Genomic DNA, 14,831 nt, shown 5'->3' with positions numbered 1-14,831 from the left:
TCGACGATGTAGATTGATCGTTCGGATTGCCAGGTTTTCGAATTTCTTCCGAAATTCACCATAAAAAAGGATGAAAAACGGCGCGTGGTGAACGGAACCCGCAGCCGTTTTTCATCGCGGTCCGCCGCTTACTTCGCCTGCTCGGCGGTGTTCGAAATGGCGTGACCACCGGAAGAAATATCCTGGCCAGCGCCCGCCACGGTGTTGCAGGCGGCCAGTGCCGCAGCCGACGCGGCAACGAGAAGCAAGGCAATCAGGCGTTTCATGAGGGATTCCTCCACGATTAAGGGAATCCTCCTCCAGCACGCGGCGTGCCTGACGCCGTTTCTCCTCATCCCAACTCCATGCCGAGCCCTTGTTTCAAGGGCTTTTCTCGCATTTCGCGGCGACGCGCGCACGCGCTCGGGTCCGCTGCTTGCGCAATGCCAATCGCCGCATCAGTAACCCGTCAGTAACCCATGTCGAGAAGTTTGGGCAATTTGGGGACACCAGCGAGGAGGGCGCGCAGAGTCACCGCGCACGAACGCTCGTCAGCCTGCCAACCGTTCGAAGGAGAGTCAGATGTCGAAGTCACACGCTTCGTTTGAGATCGATCTGAAACGCGTGCGCGAGGATGCGCGGCGCAATCTGGAGCAAGGCCCGGTCACGCCGGGCTACGGCGCGGACCGCGAAACCGTGCTCAAGCTCCTCAACGATTCGCTCGCCACCGAGCTTGTCTGCGTGCTGCGTTACAAGCGGCACTACTTCATGGCGAAGGGGATCGAATCGGAGTCGGTGGCGGCCGAGTTTCTCGAACACGCCACCCAGGAGGAACAGCACGCGGACATGCTGGCCGCGCGTATCGTTCAGCTCGGCGGCGCGCCGGATTTTTCGCCTTCGCATCTCGTCGAGCACTCGCATTCCGAGTACAAGGAGGGCAAGGATCTGCACGACATGATCCGCGAGAACCTGATCGCCGAGCGTATTGCGATCGAGAGTTATCGCGCGATCATTCATTACCTCGGCGACAGCGACACCACCACGCGGCGCATCTTCGAGGAGATTCTCGCCGTCGAGGAGGAACATGCCGACGACATGACCGATCTGCTCGATGCGGGCAAGTAGGCGCGTCGCCCGCCGTGGTCGTCAGGCAATGATCGTCAGGAAGTCTGCGCGCTCGCGTTCACGCGCGGGCGCGTGGCGTAATGCACCCACGCGGCCAGCGCCGTGAAGCCTAGGCCCGCCACGCACACGCCGACCCAGCCGAACGCATGCCACGTCGCCGCGCCCACGGCGGATCCCGTCGCGCCGCCGATGAAATAGCAGACCATGAACACGGTGTTCACGCGGCTGCGCGCCTCGGGCCGCAGCGCGTAGATGCGCGATTGATTCGAGATCTGCGCGGCCTGCACGCCGACGTCGAGCACCACGACGCCGATCACGAGCCCGATCAGGCTCTTGCCCGAGAACGCGAAGATCACGAACGCGAGCGCCATCAGGCCGATCGACATGGTGATGACCGCGCGCGGCCCGCGCTTGTCCGCCGAGCGTCCGGCCCACGGCGCGGCCAGCGCGCCCGCGGCGCCGACAATGCCGAACAGCCCCGCGACCTGCGGCCCGAGATGGAACGGCTCGCCCGCGAGCAGCAGCGTGAGCACGGGCCAGAACAGGCTGAACGCGGCGAACAGGCAGGCGCCCGTCGCCGAGGCTTCGCGCAGTCCGCGCAATTCCACCGCGAGATGCCACATCGAACCGAGCAGCTTGCCGTAGCTGAGCGTCGAAGTCGGCTGGCTCTTAGGCAGCTTCTTGACGATGACCACGGCGAGGCAGAGCAGCACCACGATCGACGCGCCGAACACCGAGCGCCAGCCGAAGTACTGTCCGACGAAACCGGCGGCGGTCCGCGCGAGCAGAATGCCGATCAGAAGGCCGCTCATGACGGTGCCGACCGCGTGGCCGCGTCCTTCGGGCGGTGCGAGTTCGGCGGCGAACGGCACGGCTTGCTGCGCGATCGTCGAGAGCACGCCCATGGCCAGGCTCGCGCCGATCAGCACGGGCAGCGTGGGCGCGGTCGTCGCGACGAGCAGCGCGCAGCAGAGCAGACCGGTCTGCATGAGGATGATGCGGCGGCGGTCGAAGCGGTCGCCGAGTGGCGCGAGCAGCAGCATGCCGGCGGCGTAGCCGAGCTGCGTCGCGGCGGGCACCGCGCCGATCCATGCCGCGCCGCCCGGGAAGGCCTGGCGGAAGTCGTCGAGCAGCGGCTGGTTGTAATAGATGTTCGCGACCGAAATGCCCGCGATGGTCGCGAGCAGAAGCAGGAGGCCGCGCAGCGACCGGCTTTCGCCGGCGGATGCGGATTCGGGTGTGGACATGGGCGCTGGGGCGGCCGTTCGCGGCGGAACGGCCCGATACGTAAAGGGCAGACCGGCGCGGGGCCGGGCGTGCCGATCATACCGGAGCGCCGGGGTTTCTGCTGGCGCGGGTCCGGCGCGCTGACGGGCATCAGACGATCAGCGCGCCCGACGGCTCGTGGAACGGATACGGCCCGTCCGAGGCCTCGACATAGGCGTGATGCGTGACGATGCCGCGCGCGGCGTCGTAGCGGTGCAGCGCGAACGCGGGCGGCTCGAGCGTGAACGAAGAGGGCGCGTCGGGCGCGAGATCGAGCGTGACCTGATGCGCGGGCGCGGGCACCGCGCTCGCGATGGTGCCGCCGAAGCGCACGAACATCGGCCGGTGGACGTGGCCGCAGAGCACGCGCTCCACGTTCGGATGCTGCGCGATTAGTGCTTCGAGCGCGCGGGCGGCGGGTTCGTCCAGGCGGATCGCGTCCATGTGCGCGATGCCGCAATCGAACGGCGGATGATGGAGCGCGACGATCACCGGCCGGCCGCGCGCGGCGTCGAGCTGCTGCGCGAGCCAGCCGAGGCGCGCTTCGCAGAGCGTGCCGCCGCTGCGTCCCGGCTGCATCGAATCGAGCGCGATCACGCGCAGCGGACCGAGATCGACAGCGTATTGCACGAAATCGCCGGGTTGCTGCGATTGAAGTTCGGTGCGATCGGCGAATACCTCGCGCAAGCCTTCGCGGCCATCGTGATTGCCGATCAGCAGCCAGTACGGAATCTCCAGCGTGTCGAGCAGCCTTTTCAGGTGCCGATACTCGTCGGCGCTCCCGCAATCGACGAGATCGCCGGTGATGAGCACCGCGTCGGGACGCGGCGCGAGCGCGTTGAGTCGCACGATGGTGCGCGCGAGCTGCGCGGCGGTATCGACGCGCCGGTAGGCGAGCGCGCCCGGCGGCTTGATGTGCAGATCGCTGATCTGGGCGAGCAGCATGGATGACCTCGGTTGTAAAAGTTACGCGAGCGCGATCAGCGCTTCGGGCGCGATGGCGATGCCCACGGGCGTGCCGCGCGCGAGTTCGATGCGGCCCGCCACGTCGATGAACAGCGCATCGGGCGCGGCGCCGCCGATCGTCAGGCGCGTGCGTTCGCCGAGAAAGGTCGACTGCTCGATCGTGCCGCGCAGCGCGGCGGCGGCGGGATCGGCGAGCGTGGCGTCCTCGGGGCGGAAAAAGAGTTCGTTCGCGCCGTTCCGGGCGTTGCCCGGCGCGTGCACCGCGCCGCCCGTGGTGCGCAGCATGCCGTCGCGCCACTCGCCCGCGAGGCGATTGAGCGTGCCGATGAACTGCGCGACCGCGCGGCTCGCCGGGCGGTAGTAGATGTCGCGCGGCGTGCCGATCTGCTCGATGCGGCCGTGGCTCATCACGACGATACGGTCGCCGAGCTCCATCGCCTCGGCCTGGTCGTGCGTGACGTAGACGGTCGTCACGCCGAGATCGCGCAACAGCGTGTTCATCTCGCCGCGCAACGCGTCGCGCAGGCGCGCGTCGAGCGCGGTCAGCGGTTCGTCGAGCAGCAGCACGCGCGGACGCGGCGCGAGTGCGCGAGCGAGCGCCACGCGCTGGCGCTGGCCGCCGGAAAGCTGCGAGATGGGTTTGTCGGCGTGCGCTTCGAGACGCATCATCGCGAGCAGTTCGTCGACGCGTTCGCGCACGGCCGCGCCGCTCACGCGCTGAATCTTCAGACCGTAGCCGATGTTGCCGCGCACGTTGAGATTCGGGAACAGCGCGTAGTTCTGGAACACCATGCCGACCTTGCGGCGCTCGATGGGCAGGGCGGTGACGTCGTCGTCGCCGAATGCCACGCGGCCGCCCGCGTCGGGCGTTTCCAGTCCGGCGATCAGGCGCAGCGTCGTGGTCTTGCCGCAGCCCGACGGGCCGAGCAGCACGAGCGTCTCGCCCGCGCCGATGCTCAGGTCGAGCGGCTCCAGCACGCGCGTGCCGCGAAAGGTTTTCGCGCAGTGCGTGAGCGTTATAGGAATCGAGTCGAGTTTCATTCGGCATCCTCACTATGCGTGGATGGTGCGGCGGTCGCTCGTTTCGTATTGCCGCCGTTCGCGTCCACGCCGAGCCACTGCATCGCCACCAGCAGCGGCATCGTCATGATGAAAAACAGGATCGTGTAGGCGCTGCCCACTTCGATGCGCAGCGAGGCGTAGGTATCGGCGAGACCGACGGGCAGCGTCTTGGTGTCGGGCGTGTGCAGCATCCACGTGAGATTGAATTCGCCGATCGAGAGCGTGAGCACCGCGAGCGCGCCCGCGACGATGCCGGGCCGCGCGTTCGGCAGCACGATCGTGACGAAGCGCTGCACGAAGGTTGCGCCGAGGCTCGCCGCGCCTTCTTCGAGCGTGCGCAGATCGCTCGACGCGCACACGGCCGCCACGGGCCGCACCATGAAGGGCAGCGTGAACACCACGTGGCCGACCACGATGAAGGCCGCGCTCATGCGGAACGCGGAGAAGCCGCCGTAGACCACCAGCAGCGCGAGCGCCGAAGCGAGGCCGGGCAGCGCGACGGGCATCACGAGCAGTTCCTCGATCACGCGCGAGAGGCGCGTGCGGCTGCGCGCGAGCGCGTAGCCGGCAGGCACGCCCACGACGAGCGTGACGGCGAGCGTGGCCGCCGCGACTTCGAGCGAGAGGAACACCGAGTCGTGATACTGCGTCCAGACCTGATCGAGCCAGCGCAACGTGAGGCCGCTCGCCACGCCGCGAAAATAGTTGACGGTGAGGCCCGCGAGAATCGACATCACGACAGGCACCACGAGGAACGCGCAGGTGGCGAGCGTGACGGCCCATTGCGCGGCGGCGAGCCACGCGCGCGCGCCGGGCCACGCGAGGCGTTTGCGCCGCGCGGCGGGCGGCAAGGAGGAAGCGGGCGTGGTGATCGCGTTCATGCGTCGTTCGATGCGTCTTTCGGATGGTGTCGATGACGTGCTGAGGGCGGCTCGATGCAAACGGCTCATGCGGTCGCCGCCACCGAGGCGCCCGTGAGGCTGCGCGCGAGCGTCAGCACGGCCCACGTCACGGCGCCGAGCACGATCGACAGACCCGCCGCCGTCACCATGTTCGCGTTGAGCGTGAACTCGGTGTAGATCGTCATCGGCAGCACGTCGATGTCGGTGGCGAGCGTGAACGCGGTGCCGAAGGCGCCCATCGCCGTCGCGAAGCACACCGCGCCCGCCGCGATCAGGCCCGGCGCGAGCGCGGGCAGGATCACGTCGCGCATCACGCGCCACGGCGACGCGCCGAGCGAACGCGCGGCCTCTTCGAGCGAGGCGTCGAGTTGGCCCGCGACCGCCATCACCGTGACGATCACGCGCGGAATCGAGAAGTACAGATAGCCCGCGAACAGGCCCGCCATCGAATAGGCGAACACCCAGCGCTCGCCCGTGAAGCGCAGCGCGAGCGCGCCGATCAGGCCCTGGCGGCCCGCGAGCATGATCACCATGAAGCCGACCACCACGCCCGGAAACGCGAGCGGAAACGTCAGCAGCGCGACCAGCGCGCGGCGTCCCGCGAAACGTCGGCGCGCGAGCAGCAGGCCGCAGATCGTCGAGATCGCGAGCGTAGCCGCCGTGACCGCCGCGGAGAGCAGCACGGTCGAGAGCAGCGCGCTCATGTAGCGGCCGTTGCTCAGCAGCGCCGTGTAGGTGGCGAACAGATGGCCGTCGGCGCTGACCTGGACGAGCGCGACCATCGGCAGCAGCCAGAACGCGAGAAAGATCGCGAGCGCGGGCGCGACGAGCGCCACGCGCCAGCGCAGGGGAAACGTGAGATCGTGCATGACAGGACGAATGGGGACGAACGTGTTGGCTACGGCGCGCTCAGTGCATGACCTGCAGATAGCGCTCGCCGAAGCGCTGCTGCTGCGCGGCCATCTTCGCGAAATCGACCGGTTTGGCGCGCGCGTAATCGCTCGCGGGCAGGAACTTCGCGGCGGCTTCAGGCGACAGCGCGTTCGCGCGCACGGGGCGCAGATACGCGTCGGCCCAGAGCTTCTGGCCTTCGTCGGAGAGCACGAAATCGAGCACCTTCTTGCCGTTGTCGGCGTGCGGCGCGTTCTTCACGAGGCTCATCACGTAGGGCACCGAGATCGTGCCTTCCTTCGGAATCACGAATTCGACGTTGGCGTGATCCTTGTATTTCGCGCGATAGGCGTCGAAGTCGTAATCGAGCAGGATCGGAATCTCGCCCGAGAGCACGCGCGCGTAGGCGGTCTGCTTCGGCACGATCGGCTGGTTGGCCTTGAGCTTGCTGAACCACTCGATGGCGGGCTGGAAGTTGTCGAGCGTGCCGCCGAGCGCGAGATTCACGGCCACGGCGCCCGCATAGCCCACGAAGGCGCTCGACGGATCGAGGTAGCCGATCATGCCTTTGTATTCGGGCTTGAGCAGGTCGGCCCACGAGCGCGGCACCGGCTTGCCGTCGAGCGCGTCCTTGTTGACGAAGAAGCCGAGCGTGCCCGAGTGGATCGCGAACCAGTAGCCTTGCGGGTCTTTGAGGTTGGCCGGAATGTCGTCCCAGTGCGCGGGCTTGTACGGCGCGATCACGCCTTTGTCCTTCGCCTGGAACGCGGACGACACGCCGAGATACACCACGTCGGCGACCGGGCTTTTCTGCTCGGCCATCAGTTGCGCGATCGACTGGCCCGAGTTCTTGTTGTCGAACGGCACGCGGATGCCGGTCTTGCGCTGGATCGCCTGGATCTGGCCGGCCCAGTCGGCCCATTCGGGCGGGCAGTTGTAGCAGATCGCGGTGGCATCGGCGTGCGCGAGCGTCGGCGCGGCCAGGCCTGCCGCGAGCGTGAGCGCGAGGCCGAGCGTAGACGCGGCGCGACGGGCGAGGGCGGCGAGCGTGCCAATTTGCGTGGGCTGCGTCGGCCGCATGGCCGAGGAAAGCGGACTGGCGAAAGCGAAGCGGCGAGTCACGTCGGGTCTCCGGGTCGGAAGGGCGTGGATGGGTGTTAGTGGGTGGGCGTTCGGGCCGCGCGCGTGAATGCGTCGTGCGGCCCGCTGGCCGTGTGGGTGTCGTGTGCTTCGGGTACGTCCCGTACGCTCCGTAAGTCGGCTACGAGAAGCGACGGCGGACGAAGACCGATCGATGCCGAACGGGATTACGACACGATGCTGCCGCGCGTGCGCAGCGAACCCGCGTGCGTCACGTTGGCGATGGCCGCGATCGTGCCGCCCTCGCGCAGCGTGTGCGGCAGCGTGAGCCCGAGCGAAGGACCCGCGTATTCGCCGCCGATGCGCGCCATCAGACGCTGCCACGCCGAGCGGCCGATCTCGCCATTGGGCGTGCCGATGCTCGCGAGCGGCGGCGCGAGCAGCTCGCTCACCGCGAGGCCGTCGAAGCCGAGAATCGACATGTCTTGCGGCACGCGCATGCGCGCGCGGCGCAGACCGCGCATCACCACCATCGCGAGCAGGTCGTTGCTGCAAAAGAGCGCAGTGGGCCGCGACGGGCCGGTCGTCAGATGCGCAAGCACCGAAGGCGCAAGTTCCGCCGTGTTGAAATCGATTTCGAGCGCGGGTGCGGGCGTGAGGCCCGCCTGTTCCATCGCCTGTGCGTAACCGGCGTGGCGCTGGCGCGCGCGGTCGGAGGCCGCGAGCGTGCCCGCGAGCATCAGGATGCGCCGATGCCCATGCGCGATCAGCGTGCGCACGCCGTCGAACGCGGCCTGATGGTTATCGACGGAAACCGACGGACGGCGCTTCGTGTCGTTGTGCATGAGCACGTAGAGCGGGCCGTCGGCGTCGAGTTCGTCGAGGAGCGGATGCGTGTCCGCGTCGGCGACGGTCAGGATCAGGCCCTCGACGCGTTGCGCGCGCAACGTTTCGATCGCGTGGCGCTCGCGCTGGGCGTCGTACTGCGTCGTCATCAGCATGAGGCGGAAGCCTTGCGCGGATGCCAGTTCGTCGATGCCTTGCAGACACTCCGCGAACACCGGATTCGCGAGCGTCGGCAGCACCACGCCGATCAGGCGTGTGCGCTCGCCGCGCAACTGGCGGCCGAGCGGGCTGGGGATGAACTTGAGCGCGTCGATCGCCTCGCGCACGCGGGCGAGCGTGACCGGATTGACCGTGTGCGGCGCGTTGATCGCCCGCGAAACCGTGGCGATCGAGAAGCCGGCGTGTGCGGCGACATCCTTGATGGTTGGCGTCATGCGGGAGGCCCGGGCGATGTAAACGTTTTCGACGGGCCGATTATGGGAAGCGCGTATGACGGCGCGATGACGGGCGCGCGCTTGGGAGGGGCGCGGCGCAATGGTAGAATCGCGTCCGCCCTGCCGGGGTGATGAAATTGGTAAACATAGCGGACTTAAAAATAAATTGAGTGCCCAGCCGGAAACGGCCGGTGCAGAACCCCTCAAATTCGGCGAACCCCCTGGGCCTGCGGGCACCGAGGCAACGCCGAGCCAAGCCGGTTGGCGCGTGATGCGCCGGCGCGGAAGGTGTAGAGACTAGACGGGGGGCGCCTAAGGTTGGCGCGGCGTGTTACGCGAAAGCGGCACGCGGCGCACGGCGACGGCGAAGGCATAGTCCAGCGCACGAACGCCCGCTACGATGAGCGGGTGGCGTCGAAAGACGTAGTGTGACGAAAATCCGCCGCCTCACGGCTTGCCGGTTCGAGTCCGGTCCCCGGCACCAGATGTTGTTCCAGTGGATTCCGCTGGAATCATGAAACCCGCGATAGCGTCACGCTTCGCGGGTTTTTTGTTTGCGCGCGCGAAAAGTCGGCGGGAAGTCGATGAGAAGAAAACTGACGCACCGGCGAACGGGCGCAAACGCAGGAAGATCGAGCGAAGCGCCCCTTTGCACCCCAGCGCGCGCTGCGGCATCGAAAACCGCGTCATTGCAGAAGTCGCGAAATCGCCAGACCGTCGGGCCGCGCGCCAACGCGATCCCCCATCCCGACGCAAGCCGCCGGGCGAACGATCCAGAGCGATCAGCGGTTGCCGATCTGACCGGTGTGCGGATTCACGAGCCGCGCAAAACCGAACAAAGCGGCAATGGCGAGCGGCGACGCGATGAAAAAGGCGGTAAGCATGATACGAGTTAAGACAAACCGTAACAAAGTGTTAGGTAAGTGTACCCCGGGCATGCGCTTTGAATATGAGGGAGAACGACAACAAACTATTGCACGCGCGCAAGAACCTGCGAAAAAAACCGCGTGCTTACCAGCGGAAAGGCTTGTGGGACGGGGCTTTGAGGCGGAAGGGAGGTGATTTCAGATGCAGTCGAAGATTACTTCTACTGATTGAGTGGTAAGGCCTCGTAGTCCTTCGCTATGGACTTCGACGGCATGCATTTCCTTCTTGCGCTTCTGGCAATAAGCCTGTGCTTCCTTGAGGCTGGCGCTTCGCACGTGGTTCCAGGAGACGAAATCCCAGCGCGCGCGGCTCGTGACAGAAAGATGACCATCCTGACGCGAATTGACGCCGGTGACTGACGTACACGCCGTCAGCATGCTGACGCCAAGCAGCAGGATCCTTCCTTTCATGAACTTCCTCCAGATTGCGCACCATTGTCGCTGCCATCCGCGCGCATTGGCAACCCGAAAGAAAGGTTCTCTAACATGCGGCATGAGCGCGCGCCGAAGCGAGCGGGACGCGCAACTGGGCAAGCGGGCGGAATTAAGGGAGTGAGCGAGGGGCGATGCTGCGCGGCGCGCGCAAGCGACGCGGGAGAGGGGAGGCGCGAGCGCGCCGACTGCTAGCGAGCGGGCACGGCGAGCGCTTAAGCCTGACCGTCACGAAACGTTTCGCGCGGTTTGGCCCGGACGAGAACGCGGCGCGCCTGCCGCTCGCCGCCAGGCGCCCGATCCAGCGGGGTGATCCGCTGGACGGTTCCGGCAGCAAGCAGCCCGTGTCGTGCGTGAAGCGTCAGTCGCGCGCGACGACCTTGCCGACCTGAGCCTGGCCGGACACGAGGCACGACGAGAGGAAGTTTTCTCCCTGACTGCGCGCGCCGAGGGACGTGAAGCCGCGCGCGAGCGCTTCGAGCCGCACGAGCTCGGAGCCCTTCGAGCAGCTGACCGTGCTGCCCTCGTGCGCCTGCACGCGAGTCAGAACGCGGTTCCCGAGGAGGAGCGCGAGGACGATGACGATGCCAACATTGAATGCTTGTCTCATGATTTCGTCTCCTAGTGCAATCAGACTAGCTCAGGCTTACGACGTACGAATCCAGGAGTTTCCCGGCGATGCACTGCAACACATGCGGCGTGCGAAAAGCCCTGTAAATGCAGGGTGATTAATGGTTCGGCATCCTGCGGTTGCGGCGTGCGAGCCGGTGCGCCTTGATGGGCGCGGACTCGCGCCCGGCGCGCGTTCCGGCGGCGCCGTCATTGCGCCGCAACATTGCCGCGTCGCGTCACGTGCAACGTCAGCTAACGAATCTTGCTCCTTGCGGACATCCGGCGCGCGCGACACGTCGACACGGCAGTTTGCGTGCCTGTTTTTTCGCGACGGGCGCGCTAAAAATGCAAAATCCTCCGCGCCGTTCCGTCACGCAATCGACACATTCGGCACCTGATTTCCTACGGAAAATCAGAATCAAGCTGAAGAGATAATCAGATGGCCTGAGCAATTTCGACGAAAAATCGAGCGGCTGACAAGCCGGCTTCGCCCCGATTTGATCCAGTGCTTTGCGCGCCGTCAATCCGGCTTGAAAACAGGCGCTCGATGCTGCACCATCGATGGTCCGGTCCTTTTTTCGAGCGAGGTGAACAATGCAGTTGATTGGCATGATGGATTCCCCCTACGTGCGCCGCGTGGCGATCTCGCTGCATGTGCTCGGGCTGCCATTCGAGCATCAGAGCGTGTCGGTGTTCCGGCACTACGACGCGTTCGCGAAGATCAATCCGGTCGTCAAGGCGCCGACTTTCATCGACGACGACGGCACGATGCTGATCGACTCGACGCTGATCCTCGATTTCCTCGATCACAAGGTCCCGGCTGCGCGCCGCCTGATGCCGCAGGAGACGCAGGAGCGCACGTTCGCGCTGCGCGTGAACGGTTTCGCGCTGGCGGCGATGGAAAAGACCGTGCAGCAGGTGTACGAGCGCCAGTTGCGTCCCGGGGACCGTCAGCACGAGCCGTGGTTCGAGCGTGTCCACGCGCAGATGCACGCGGCTTACGCGGAGCTGGAGCGCCTCGTGAGCGGCCGCGAGGGCTGGCTGTGCGCGGGCCGGATCACCCAGGCCGACATCACGGCGGCGGTGGCGTGGCGTTTCACGCAGCACATCCTGCCGGGCACGGCCGATCCGGCGCGCTATCCGGCGCTGGCCGCGCTGTCGTTGCGCGCCGAGGCGCTGCCGGAATTCGTGGCGACGCCGCTGGAGTGAGCACGCGGGCGGACGGAGCGGGGTGCGCGCGGTGCGCCCTGCAACCGCTGCGACGATTGTTCGCGTTTGACGACAAGTGACTTCGCGTCCAGCCCATTTATCGGCGGACGCTACATTCCTAGAATGGCATCCATGGAATCGCCGCTGCGTCATGCAGACGCGGCGGCTACAGCGGGAGCCGTCATGAAATCCTTTATCGAACGACAACTTTATCAGCCAGCCCTGGTCCTGCCGATGGTGGACCTCATGCAGCTGATGGTGTCGCTCGACTTCAACATGAGCCAGGTCGGCTTCATGGTCGCCACGCGCGGCGCGCGCGCCGCCGTGCAGCGTTCGCGCGAACTCTGGTGCGCGAGCCGTGGCTGCGTCGCGACCGTCGAGGTCGAGCGCGTGCACTGACCCCCCCTGCATCGACATAGCCCTGCGTCGACGTCCCTTGGTTTCCCCCCCGACGTGCAGCGGCATCGCCCGTTTGCTGTTGTGACGTCACCCTGTGAGCCGCCTCATGTTCCGAGGCGGCTCTTTTTTTGCCCGATTTCCGCGATTTCCGCGATTTTCACTACGCCGCGTCGCCGGCCGCGCTCGCGCGGCGCAGGCGAGCCGCGGCGTAAGATGGCGCGAGCGCGGCATGCGCCGTGCGCGTCCTGGACCCTTCACACGAAGCACACGAAGGAGAGCGGCATGGCACAGCGATTCGATGCGATCGTGATCGGAACCGGGCAGAGCGGTCCGCCGCTGGCGGTGCGTCTCGGCGCGAGCGGGCGCAAGACGGCGATCGTCGAGCGCGCGCAGTTCGGCGGCACCTGCGTGAACGTCGGCTGCACGCCGACGAAAGCCTACGTGGCCTGTGCGCGCGCGGCGCACGTGGCGCGTCACGCGGACGAGTACGGCGTGCGTATCGGCAGCGGCGCACTGGGCGCGTATCGCGACGACGTGAGCGTCGATCTCGCCTTCATCAAGGCGCGCAAGGATCGCATCATCGGCGCGTCGCGCGACGGCGTGGAGCGCTGGCTGCGCGACGCGGACAACGTCACCGTGCTGCAAGGGCACGCGCGTTTCACCGGGCCGCATTCGCTGAGCGTGACGTCCGCGAACGGCGAATCGGAATCGCTCGAAGCCGCCGAAATCTTCATCAACACCGGCACGCGCGCCGCCGTGCCGCCCGTGCCGGGGCTCGAGCGCATCTGGTACGAAACCAACACCGGCATCCTCGACCTCACGGAATTGCCCGCGCATCTCGCGATCTGCGGCGGCAGTTACGTCGCGCTCGAATTCGCGCAGATGTTCCGCCGCTTCGGCAGCGAGGTGACGGTGCTGGTGCGCGGCGAGCGCATTCTCACGCGCGAAGACGACGACGTCGCGAAGGCCGTGCAGGACGTGCTCGCGCGCGAAGGCGTGGTGTTCCGCTTCGGCGCGTCGCCGCAGCGCGTGGCGCCGCTCGGCGCGACGCCCGCGGACGGCATCCGCATCGAATTTGGCGGCAGCGTGCTCGACGTTTCGCATCTGCTGTTCGCGACCGGCCGCATTCCGAATACCGACGATCTCGGCCTCGACGCCGCGGGCATCCAGCGCGACGCCCACGGCATCATCGCGGTCGACGGGCAGTTGCGCACCAACGTCGATGGCGTGTGGGCGCTCGGCGACGTGAACGGGCGCGGCGCGTTCACGCACACCTCATACGACGATTACCAGATCGTGGCGGCGAATCTGCTCGACGGCGCGCATCGCAGCGTCGACACGCGCATTCCGGCCTACGCCGTGTTCGTCGATCCGCCGCTCGCGCGCGTGGGCGCGAGCGAGCGAGAAGTCCGCGAATCGAAACGCGCCGCCTTGATCGCGACGATGCCGATGTCGCGCGTCGGGCGCGCGCGCGAGCGTGGCGAGACGGCGGGTTTCATGAAGGCGCTCGTCGATGCGCAAACGCACAAGATCCTCGGCGCGACGATCTTCGGCATCGAGGGCGACGAGGCGATTCATACCTTCATCGACATCATGACGGCCGATGTGCCCTATACGACGTTGCAATATGCGATGCACGTGCATCCCACGGTGAGCGAACTCGTGCCGACCTTGCTCGACGGGCTGAGGCCGCTCGAATGAGCACGAGCGCGAATCTGAAATCGAGCGTGAACATGAGTGCGAACTTGAGCGAGCGCGCGAGCGCGCCGCAGCCGCGTTGCGGCAAGACCGGCAATCTCTTTTCGGCGATCGACGTCTATGCGGGCGACGAGCGCTTCGACGCGCTGCTCAAGCAGGACGGCGTGCTGATCGAGCGCATCGTCTCGACTGGACAGACGAGTCCCGAGGGCTTCTGGTACGACGATCCGCGCGACGAATGGGTCGTGCTGCTCGCGGGCGCGGCGGCGCTGGAGTTCGAGGCGCAGGGCAGCGTGCGGCATGGCATGTTGCCCGGCGACTACGTGCATATTCCGCCGCATTGCCGGCATCGCGTCGCGTGGACTGATCCGGCGCTGCCGACGGTCTGGCTCGCGGTTTATTTCGATGCGTGCGCCGATGCGCGCAGCGACGGCCAGGCGGCTGCGCAAACGTCCACGAACAGGTAAGGTGCGGGTGTTCCGCCACCCGATCCGCTTTCCATGTCTGCCTCGTCACGCCCGGCACCGCTGCGCATCGCGCTCGTTTCCGACACGCACAATCTGCTGCGCCCCGAATTGCTGAGCTTCGTCGCCGGTTGCGATGCGATCGTGCACGCGGGCGATATCTGCGAATCGGGCGTGCTCGATACGCTTGCGCGCATCGCGCCGCTGACCGCCGTGCGCGGCAACAACGATCGCGGCGCGTGGGCCGAGGCGCTGCCGGTGCAGACGCGGCTCGACATCGGCGGGATCGCGATCGCGGTCGTGCATGAGTTGCCCGATCTGCGCGGCGATCCGCGTGCGGAGGGCGTGGCGGTCGTCGTCAGCGGGCATTCGCACAAGCCCGCGCTCGACACGCGCGACGGCGTGATCTACGTGAATCCGGGCAGCGCGGGGCCGCGCCGCTTTACGTTGCCGATCTCGGCGGCCATGCTGACGATCGACGGCGGCGTGCCGCATATCGAGCACACGCGCCTGATCGGCTGATTCATCGATCGGCGCGGA

17 protein-coding genes are annotated in these 14,831 nt (G+C 66.8%); 6 read left to right on the top strand and 11 right to left on the bottom strand.

Annotated features, from left to right (window positions below; translation table 11 throughout):
* Positions 1-128: 128 nt before the first annotated feature.
* The gene (locus U4Y88_RS15770) at positions 129-266 is read right to left on the bottom strand and encodes an entericidin A/B family lipoprotein (RefSeq protein ID WP_074984383.1); all 138 of its coding nucleotides are present in this window, start codon (positions 264-266) and stop codon (positions 129-131) included.
* 295 nt (positions 267-561) lie between these two features.
* On the opposite strand from U4Y88_RS15770, the gene U4Y88_RS15765 reads away from it, so the two are divergent.
* Entirely contained in the window at positions 562-1,104 is a 543-nt protein-coding gene (locus tag U4Y88_RS15765) for a ferritin-like domain-containing protein (protein WP_224015296.1), read from the top strand.
* A 35-nt stretch (positions 1,105-1,139) separates the two neighbouring features.
* Here U4Y88_RS15765 and U4Y88_RS15760 read toward each other — a convergent pair whose 3' ends face one another.
* The 10 genes from U4Y88_RS15760 to U4Y88_RS15715 all read right to left on the bottom strand — a co-directional run bounded on the left by U4Y88_RS15760 (position 1,140) and on the right by U4Y88_RS15715 (position 11,132).
* Positions 1,140-2,351: an MFS transporter gene (locus U4Y88_RS15760; protein ID WP_321784900.1), complete on the bottom strand. Its 1,212-nt coding sequence runs from the start codon at positions 2,349-2,351 to the stop codon at positions 1,140-1,142.
* 130 nt (positions 2,352-2,481) lie between these two features.
* On the bottom strand, positions 2,482-3,315 hold the full coding sequence (locus U4Y88_RS15755; protein ID WP_321784898.1) for a phosphodiesterase: 834 nt from the start codon (positions 3,313-3,315) through the stop codon (positions 2,482-2,484).
* 21 nt (positions 3,316-3,336) lie between these two features.
* The gene (locus U4Y88_RS15750; RefSeq protein ID WP_321784896.1) at positions 3,337-4,377 is read right to left on the bottom strand and encodes an ABC transporter ATP-binding protein; all 1,041 of its coding nucleotides are present in this window, start codon (positions 4,375-4,377) and stop codon (positions 3,337-3,339) included.
* Positions 4,374-5,279, bottom strand: a complete 906-nt coding sequence (locus U4Y88_RS15745) for an ABC transporter permease (protein WP_321784894.1) — start codon at positions 5,277-5,279, stop codon at positions 4,374-4,376. Before U4Y88_RS15745 ends, U4Y88_RS15750 begins: the two co-directional genes overlap by 4 nt.
* Before the next feature lie 65 nt (positions 5,280-5,344).
* The gene (locus U4Y88_RS15740) at positions 5,345-6,169 is read right to left on the bottom strand and encodes an ABC transporter permease (RefSeq protein ID WP_310631776.1); all 825 of its coding nucleotides are present in this window, start codon (positions 6,167-6,169) and stop codon (positions 5,345-5,347) included.
* Between the two features lie 40 nt (positions 6,170-6,209).
* Positions 6,210-7,271, bottom strand: coding sequence for an ABC transporter substrate-binding protein (locus U4Y88_RS15735; RefSeq protein WP_321784961.1), 1,062 nt, complete (start codon positions 7,269-7,271; stop codon positions 6,210-6,212).
* 227 nt (positions 7,272-7,498) lie between these two features.
* Positions 7,499-8,551 (bottom strand): substrate-binding domain-containing protein, encoded by a 1,053-nt coding sequence (locus U4Y88_RS15730; protein ID WP_321784892.1) that lies wholly within the window; start codon positions 8,549-8,551, stop codon positions 7,499-7,501.
* 1,064 nt (positions 8,552-9,615) lie between these two features.
* Entirely contained in the window at positions 9,616-9,888 is a 273-nt protein-coding gene (locus U4Y88_RS15725; protein ID WP_224015312.1) for a hypothetical protein, read from the bottom strand.
* 382 nt (positions 9,889-10,270) lie between these two features.
* Positions 10,271-10,519 (bottom strand): hypothetical protein, encoded by a 249-nt coding sequence (locus U4Y88_RS15720; protein ID WP_224015314.1) that lies wholly within the window; start codon positions 10,517-10,519, stop codon positions 10,271-10,273.
* Positions 10,520-10,769: 250 nt separating this feature from the next.
* Positions 10,770-11,132, bottom strand: a complete 363-nt coding sequence (locus tag U4Y88_RS15715; protein ID WP_321784890.1) for a hypothetical protein — start codon at positions 11,130-11,132, stop codon at positions 10,770-10,772.
* On the opposite strand from U4Y88_RS15715, the gene U4Y88_RS15710 reads away from it, so the two are divergent.
* The 5 genes from U4Y88_RS15710 to U4Y88_RS15690 all read left to right on the top strand — a co-directional run bounded on the left by U4Y88_RS15710 (position 11,116) and on the right by U4Y88_RS15690 (position 14,813).
* Positions 11,116-11,730 (top strand): glutathione S-transferase, encoded by a 615-nt coding sequence (locus tag U4Y88_RS15710; protein ID WP_321784888.1) that lies wholly within the window; start codon positions 11,116-11,118, stop codon positions 11,728-11,730. The genes U4Y88_RS15715 and U4Y88_RS15710 overlap by 17 nt on opposite strands.
* A 183-nt stretch (positions 11,731-11,913) precedes the next feature.
* Entirely contained in the window at positions 11,914-12,129 is a 216-nt protein-coding gene (locus tag U4Y88_RS15705) for a hypothetical protein (RefSeq protein ID WP_224015319.1), read from the top strand.
* 282 nt (positions 12,130-12,411) lie between these two features.
* Entirely contained in the window at positions 12,412-13,830 is a 1,419-nt protein-coding gene (locus tag U4Y88_RS15700) for an FAD-containing oxidoreductase (protein WP_321784886.1), read from the top strand.
* A 32-nt stretch (positions 13,831-13,862) separates the two neighbouring features.
* A complete protein-coding gene (locus tag U4Y88_RS15695; RefSeq protein WP_321784884.1) occupies positions 13,863-14,294 on the top strand; it encodes a cupin domain-containing protein in 432 nt (143 codons plus the stop codon).
* Positions 14,295-14,327: 33 nt separating this feature from the next.
* Entirely contained in the window at positions 14,328-14,813 is a 486-nt protein-coding gene (locus U4Y88_RS15690) for a metallophosphoesterase family protein (protein ID WP_321784883.1), read from the top strand.
* The last annotated feature ends 18 nt before the right edge of the window (positions 14,814-14,831 follow it).

Origin of the sequence: Paraburkholderia sp. J94 (assembly GCF_905220285.1) — a bacterium.
GTDB lineage: Bacteria > Pseudomonadota > Gammaproteobacteria > Burkholderiales > Burkholderiaceae > Paraburkholderia > Paraburkholderia tropica_A.
The sequence above is the reverse complement of the archived record's forward strand: the minus strand, read 5'-3'. Positions and strand labels throughout refer to the sequence as shown.

Coding starts and splice junctions, on each gene's coding strand:
- U4Y88_RS15770 (WP_074984383.1), bottom strand. CDS start 266: ATGAAACGCCTGATTGCCTTGCTTCTCGTTGCCGCGTCGGCTGCGGCA.
- U4Y88_RS15765 (WP_224015296.1), top strand. CDS start 562: ATGTCGAAGTCACACGCTTCGTTTGAGATCGATCTGAAACGCGTGCGC.
- U4Y88_RS15760 (WP_321784900.1), bottom strand. CDS start 2,351: ATGTCCACACCCGAATCCGCATCCGCCGGCGAAAGCCGGTCGCTGCGC.
- U4Y88_RS15755 (WP_321784898.1), bottom strand. CDS start 3,315: ATGCTGCTCGCCCAGATCAGCGATCTGCACATCAAGCCGCCGGGCGCG.
- U4Y88_RS15750 (WP_321784896.1), bottom strand. CDS start 4,377: ATGAAACTCGACTCGATTCCTATAACGCTCACGCACTGCGCGAAAACC.
- U4Y88_RS15745 (WP_321784894.1), bottom strand. CDS start 5,279: ATGAACGCGATCACCACGCCCGCTTCCTCCTTGCCGCCCGCCGCGCGG.
- U4Y88_RS15740 (WP_310631776.1), bottom strand. CDS start 6,169: ATGCACGATCTCACGTTTCCCCTGCGCTGGCGCGTGGCGCTCGTCGCG.
- U4Y88_RS15735 (WP_321784961.1), bottom strand. CDS start 7,271: ATGCGGCCGACGCAGCCCACGCAAATTGGCACGCTCGCCGCCCTCGCC.
- U4Y88_RS15730 (WP_321784892.1), bottom strand. CDS start 8,551: ATGACGCCAACCATCAAGGATGTCGCCGCACACGCCGGCTTCTCGATC.
- U4Y88_RS15725 (WP_224015312.1), bottom strand. CDS start 9,888: ATGAAAGGAAGGATCCTGCTGCTTGGCGTCAGCATGCTGACGGCGTGT.
- U4Y88_RS15720 (WP_224015314.1), bottom strand. CDS start 10,519: ATGAGACAAGCATTCAATGTTGGCATCGTCATCGTCCTCGCGCTCCTC.
- U4Y88_RS15710 (WP_321784888.1), top strand. CDS start 11,116: ATGCAGTTGATTGGCATGATGGATTCCCCCTACGTGCGCCGCGTGGCG.
- U4Y88_RS15715 (WP_321784890.1), bottom strand. CDS start 11,132: ATGCCAATCAACTGCATTGTTCACCTCGCTCGAAAAAAGGACCGGACC.
- U4Y88_RS15705 (WP_224015319.1), top strand. CDS start 11,914: ATGAAATCCTTTATCGAACGACAACTTTATCAGCCAGCCCTGGTCCTG.
- U4Y88_RS15700 (WP_321784886.1), top strand. CDS start 12,412: ATGGCACAGCGATTCGATGCGATCGTGATCGGAACCGGGCAGAGCGGT.
- U4Y88_RS15695 (WP_321784884.1), top strand. CDS start 13,863: ATGAGTGCGAACTTGAGCGAGCGCGCGAGCGCGCCGCAGCCGCGTTGC.
- U4Y88_RS15690 (WP_321784883.1), top strand. CDS start 14,328: ATGTCTGCCTCGTCACGCCCGGCACCGCTGCGCATCGCGCTCGTTTCC.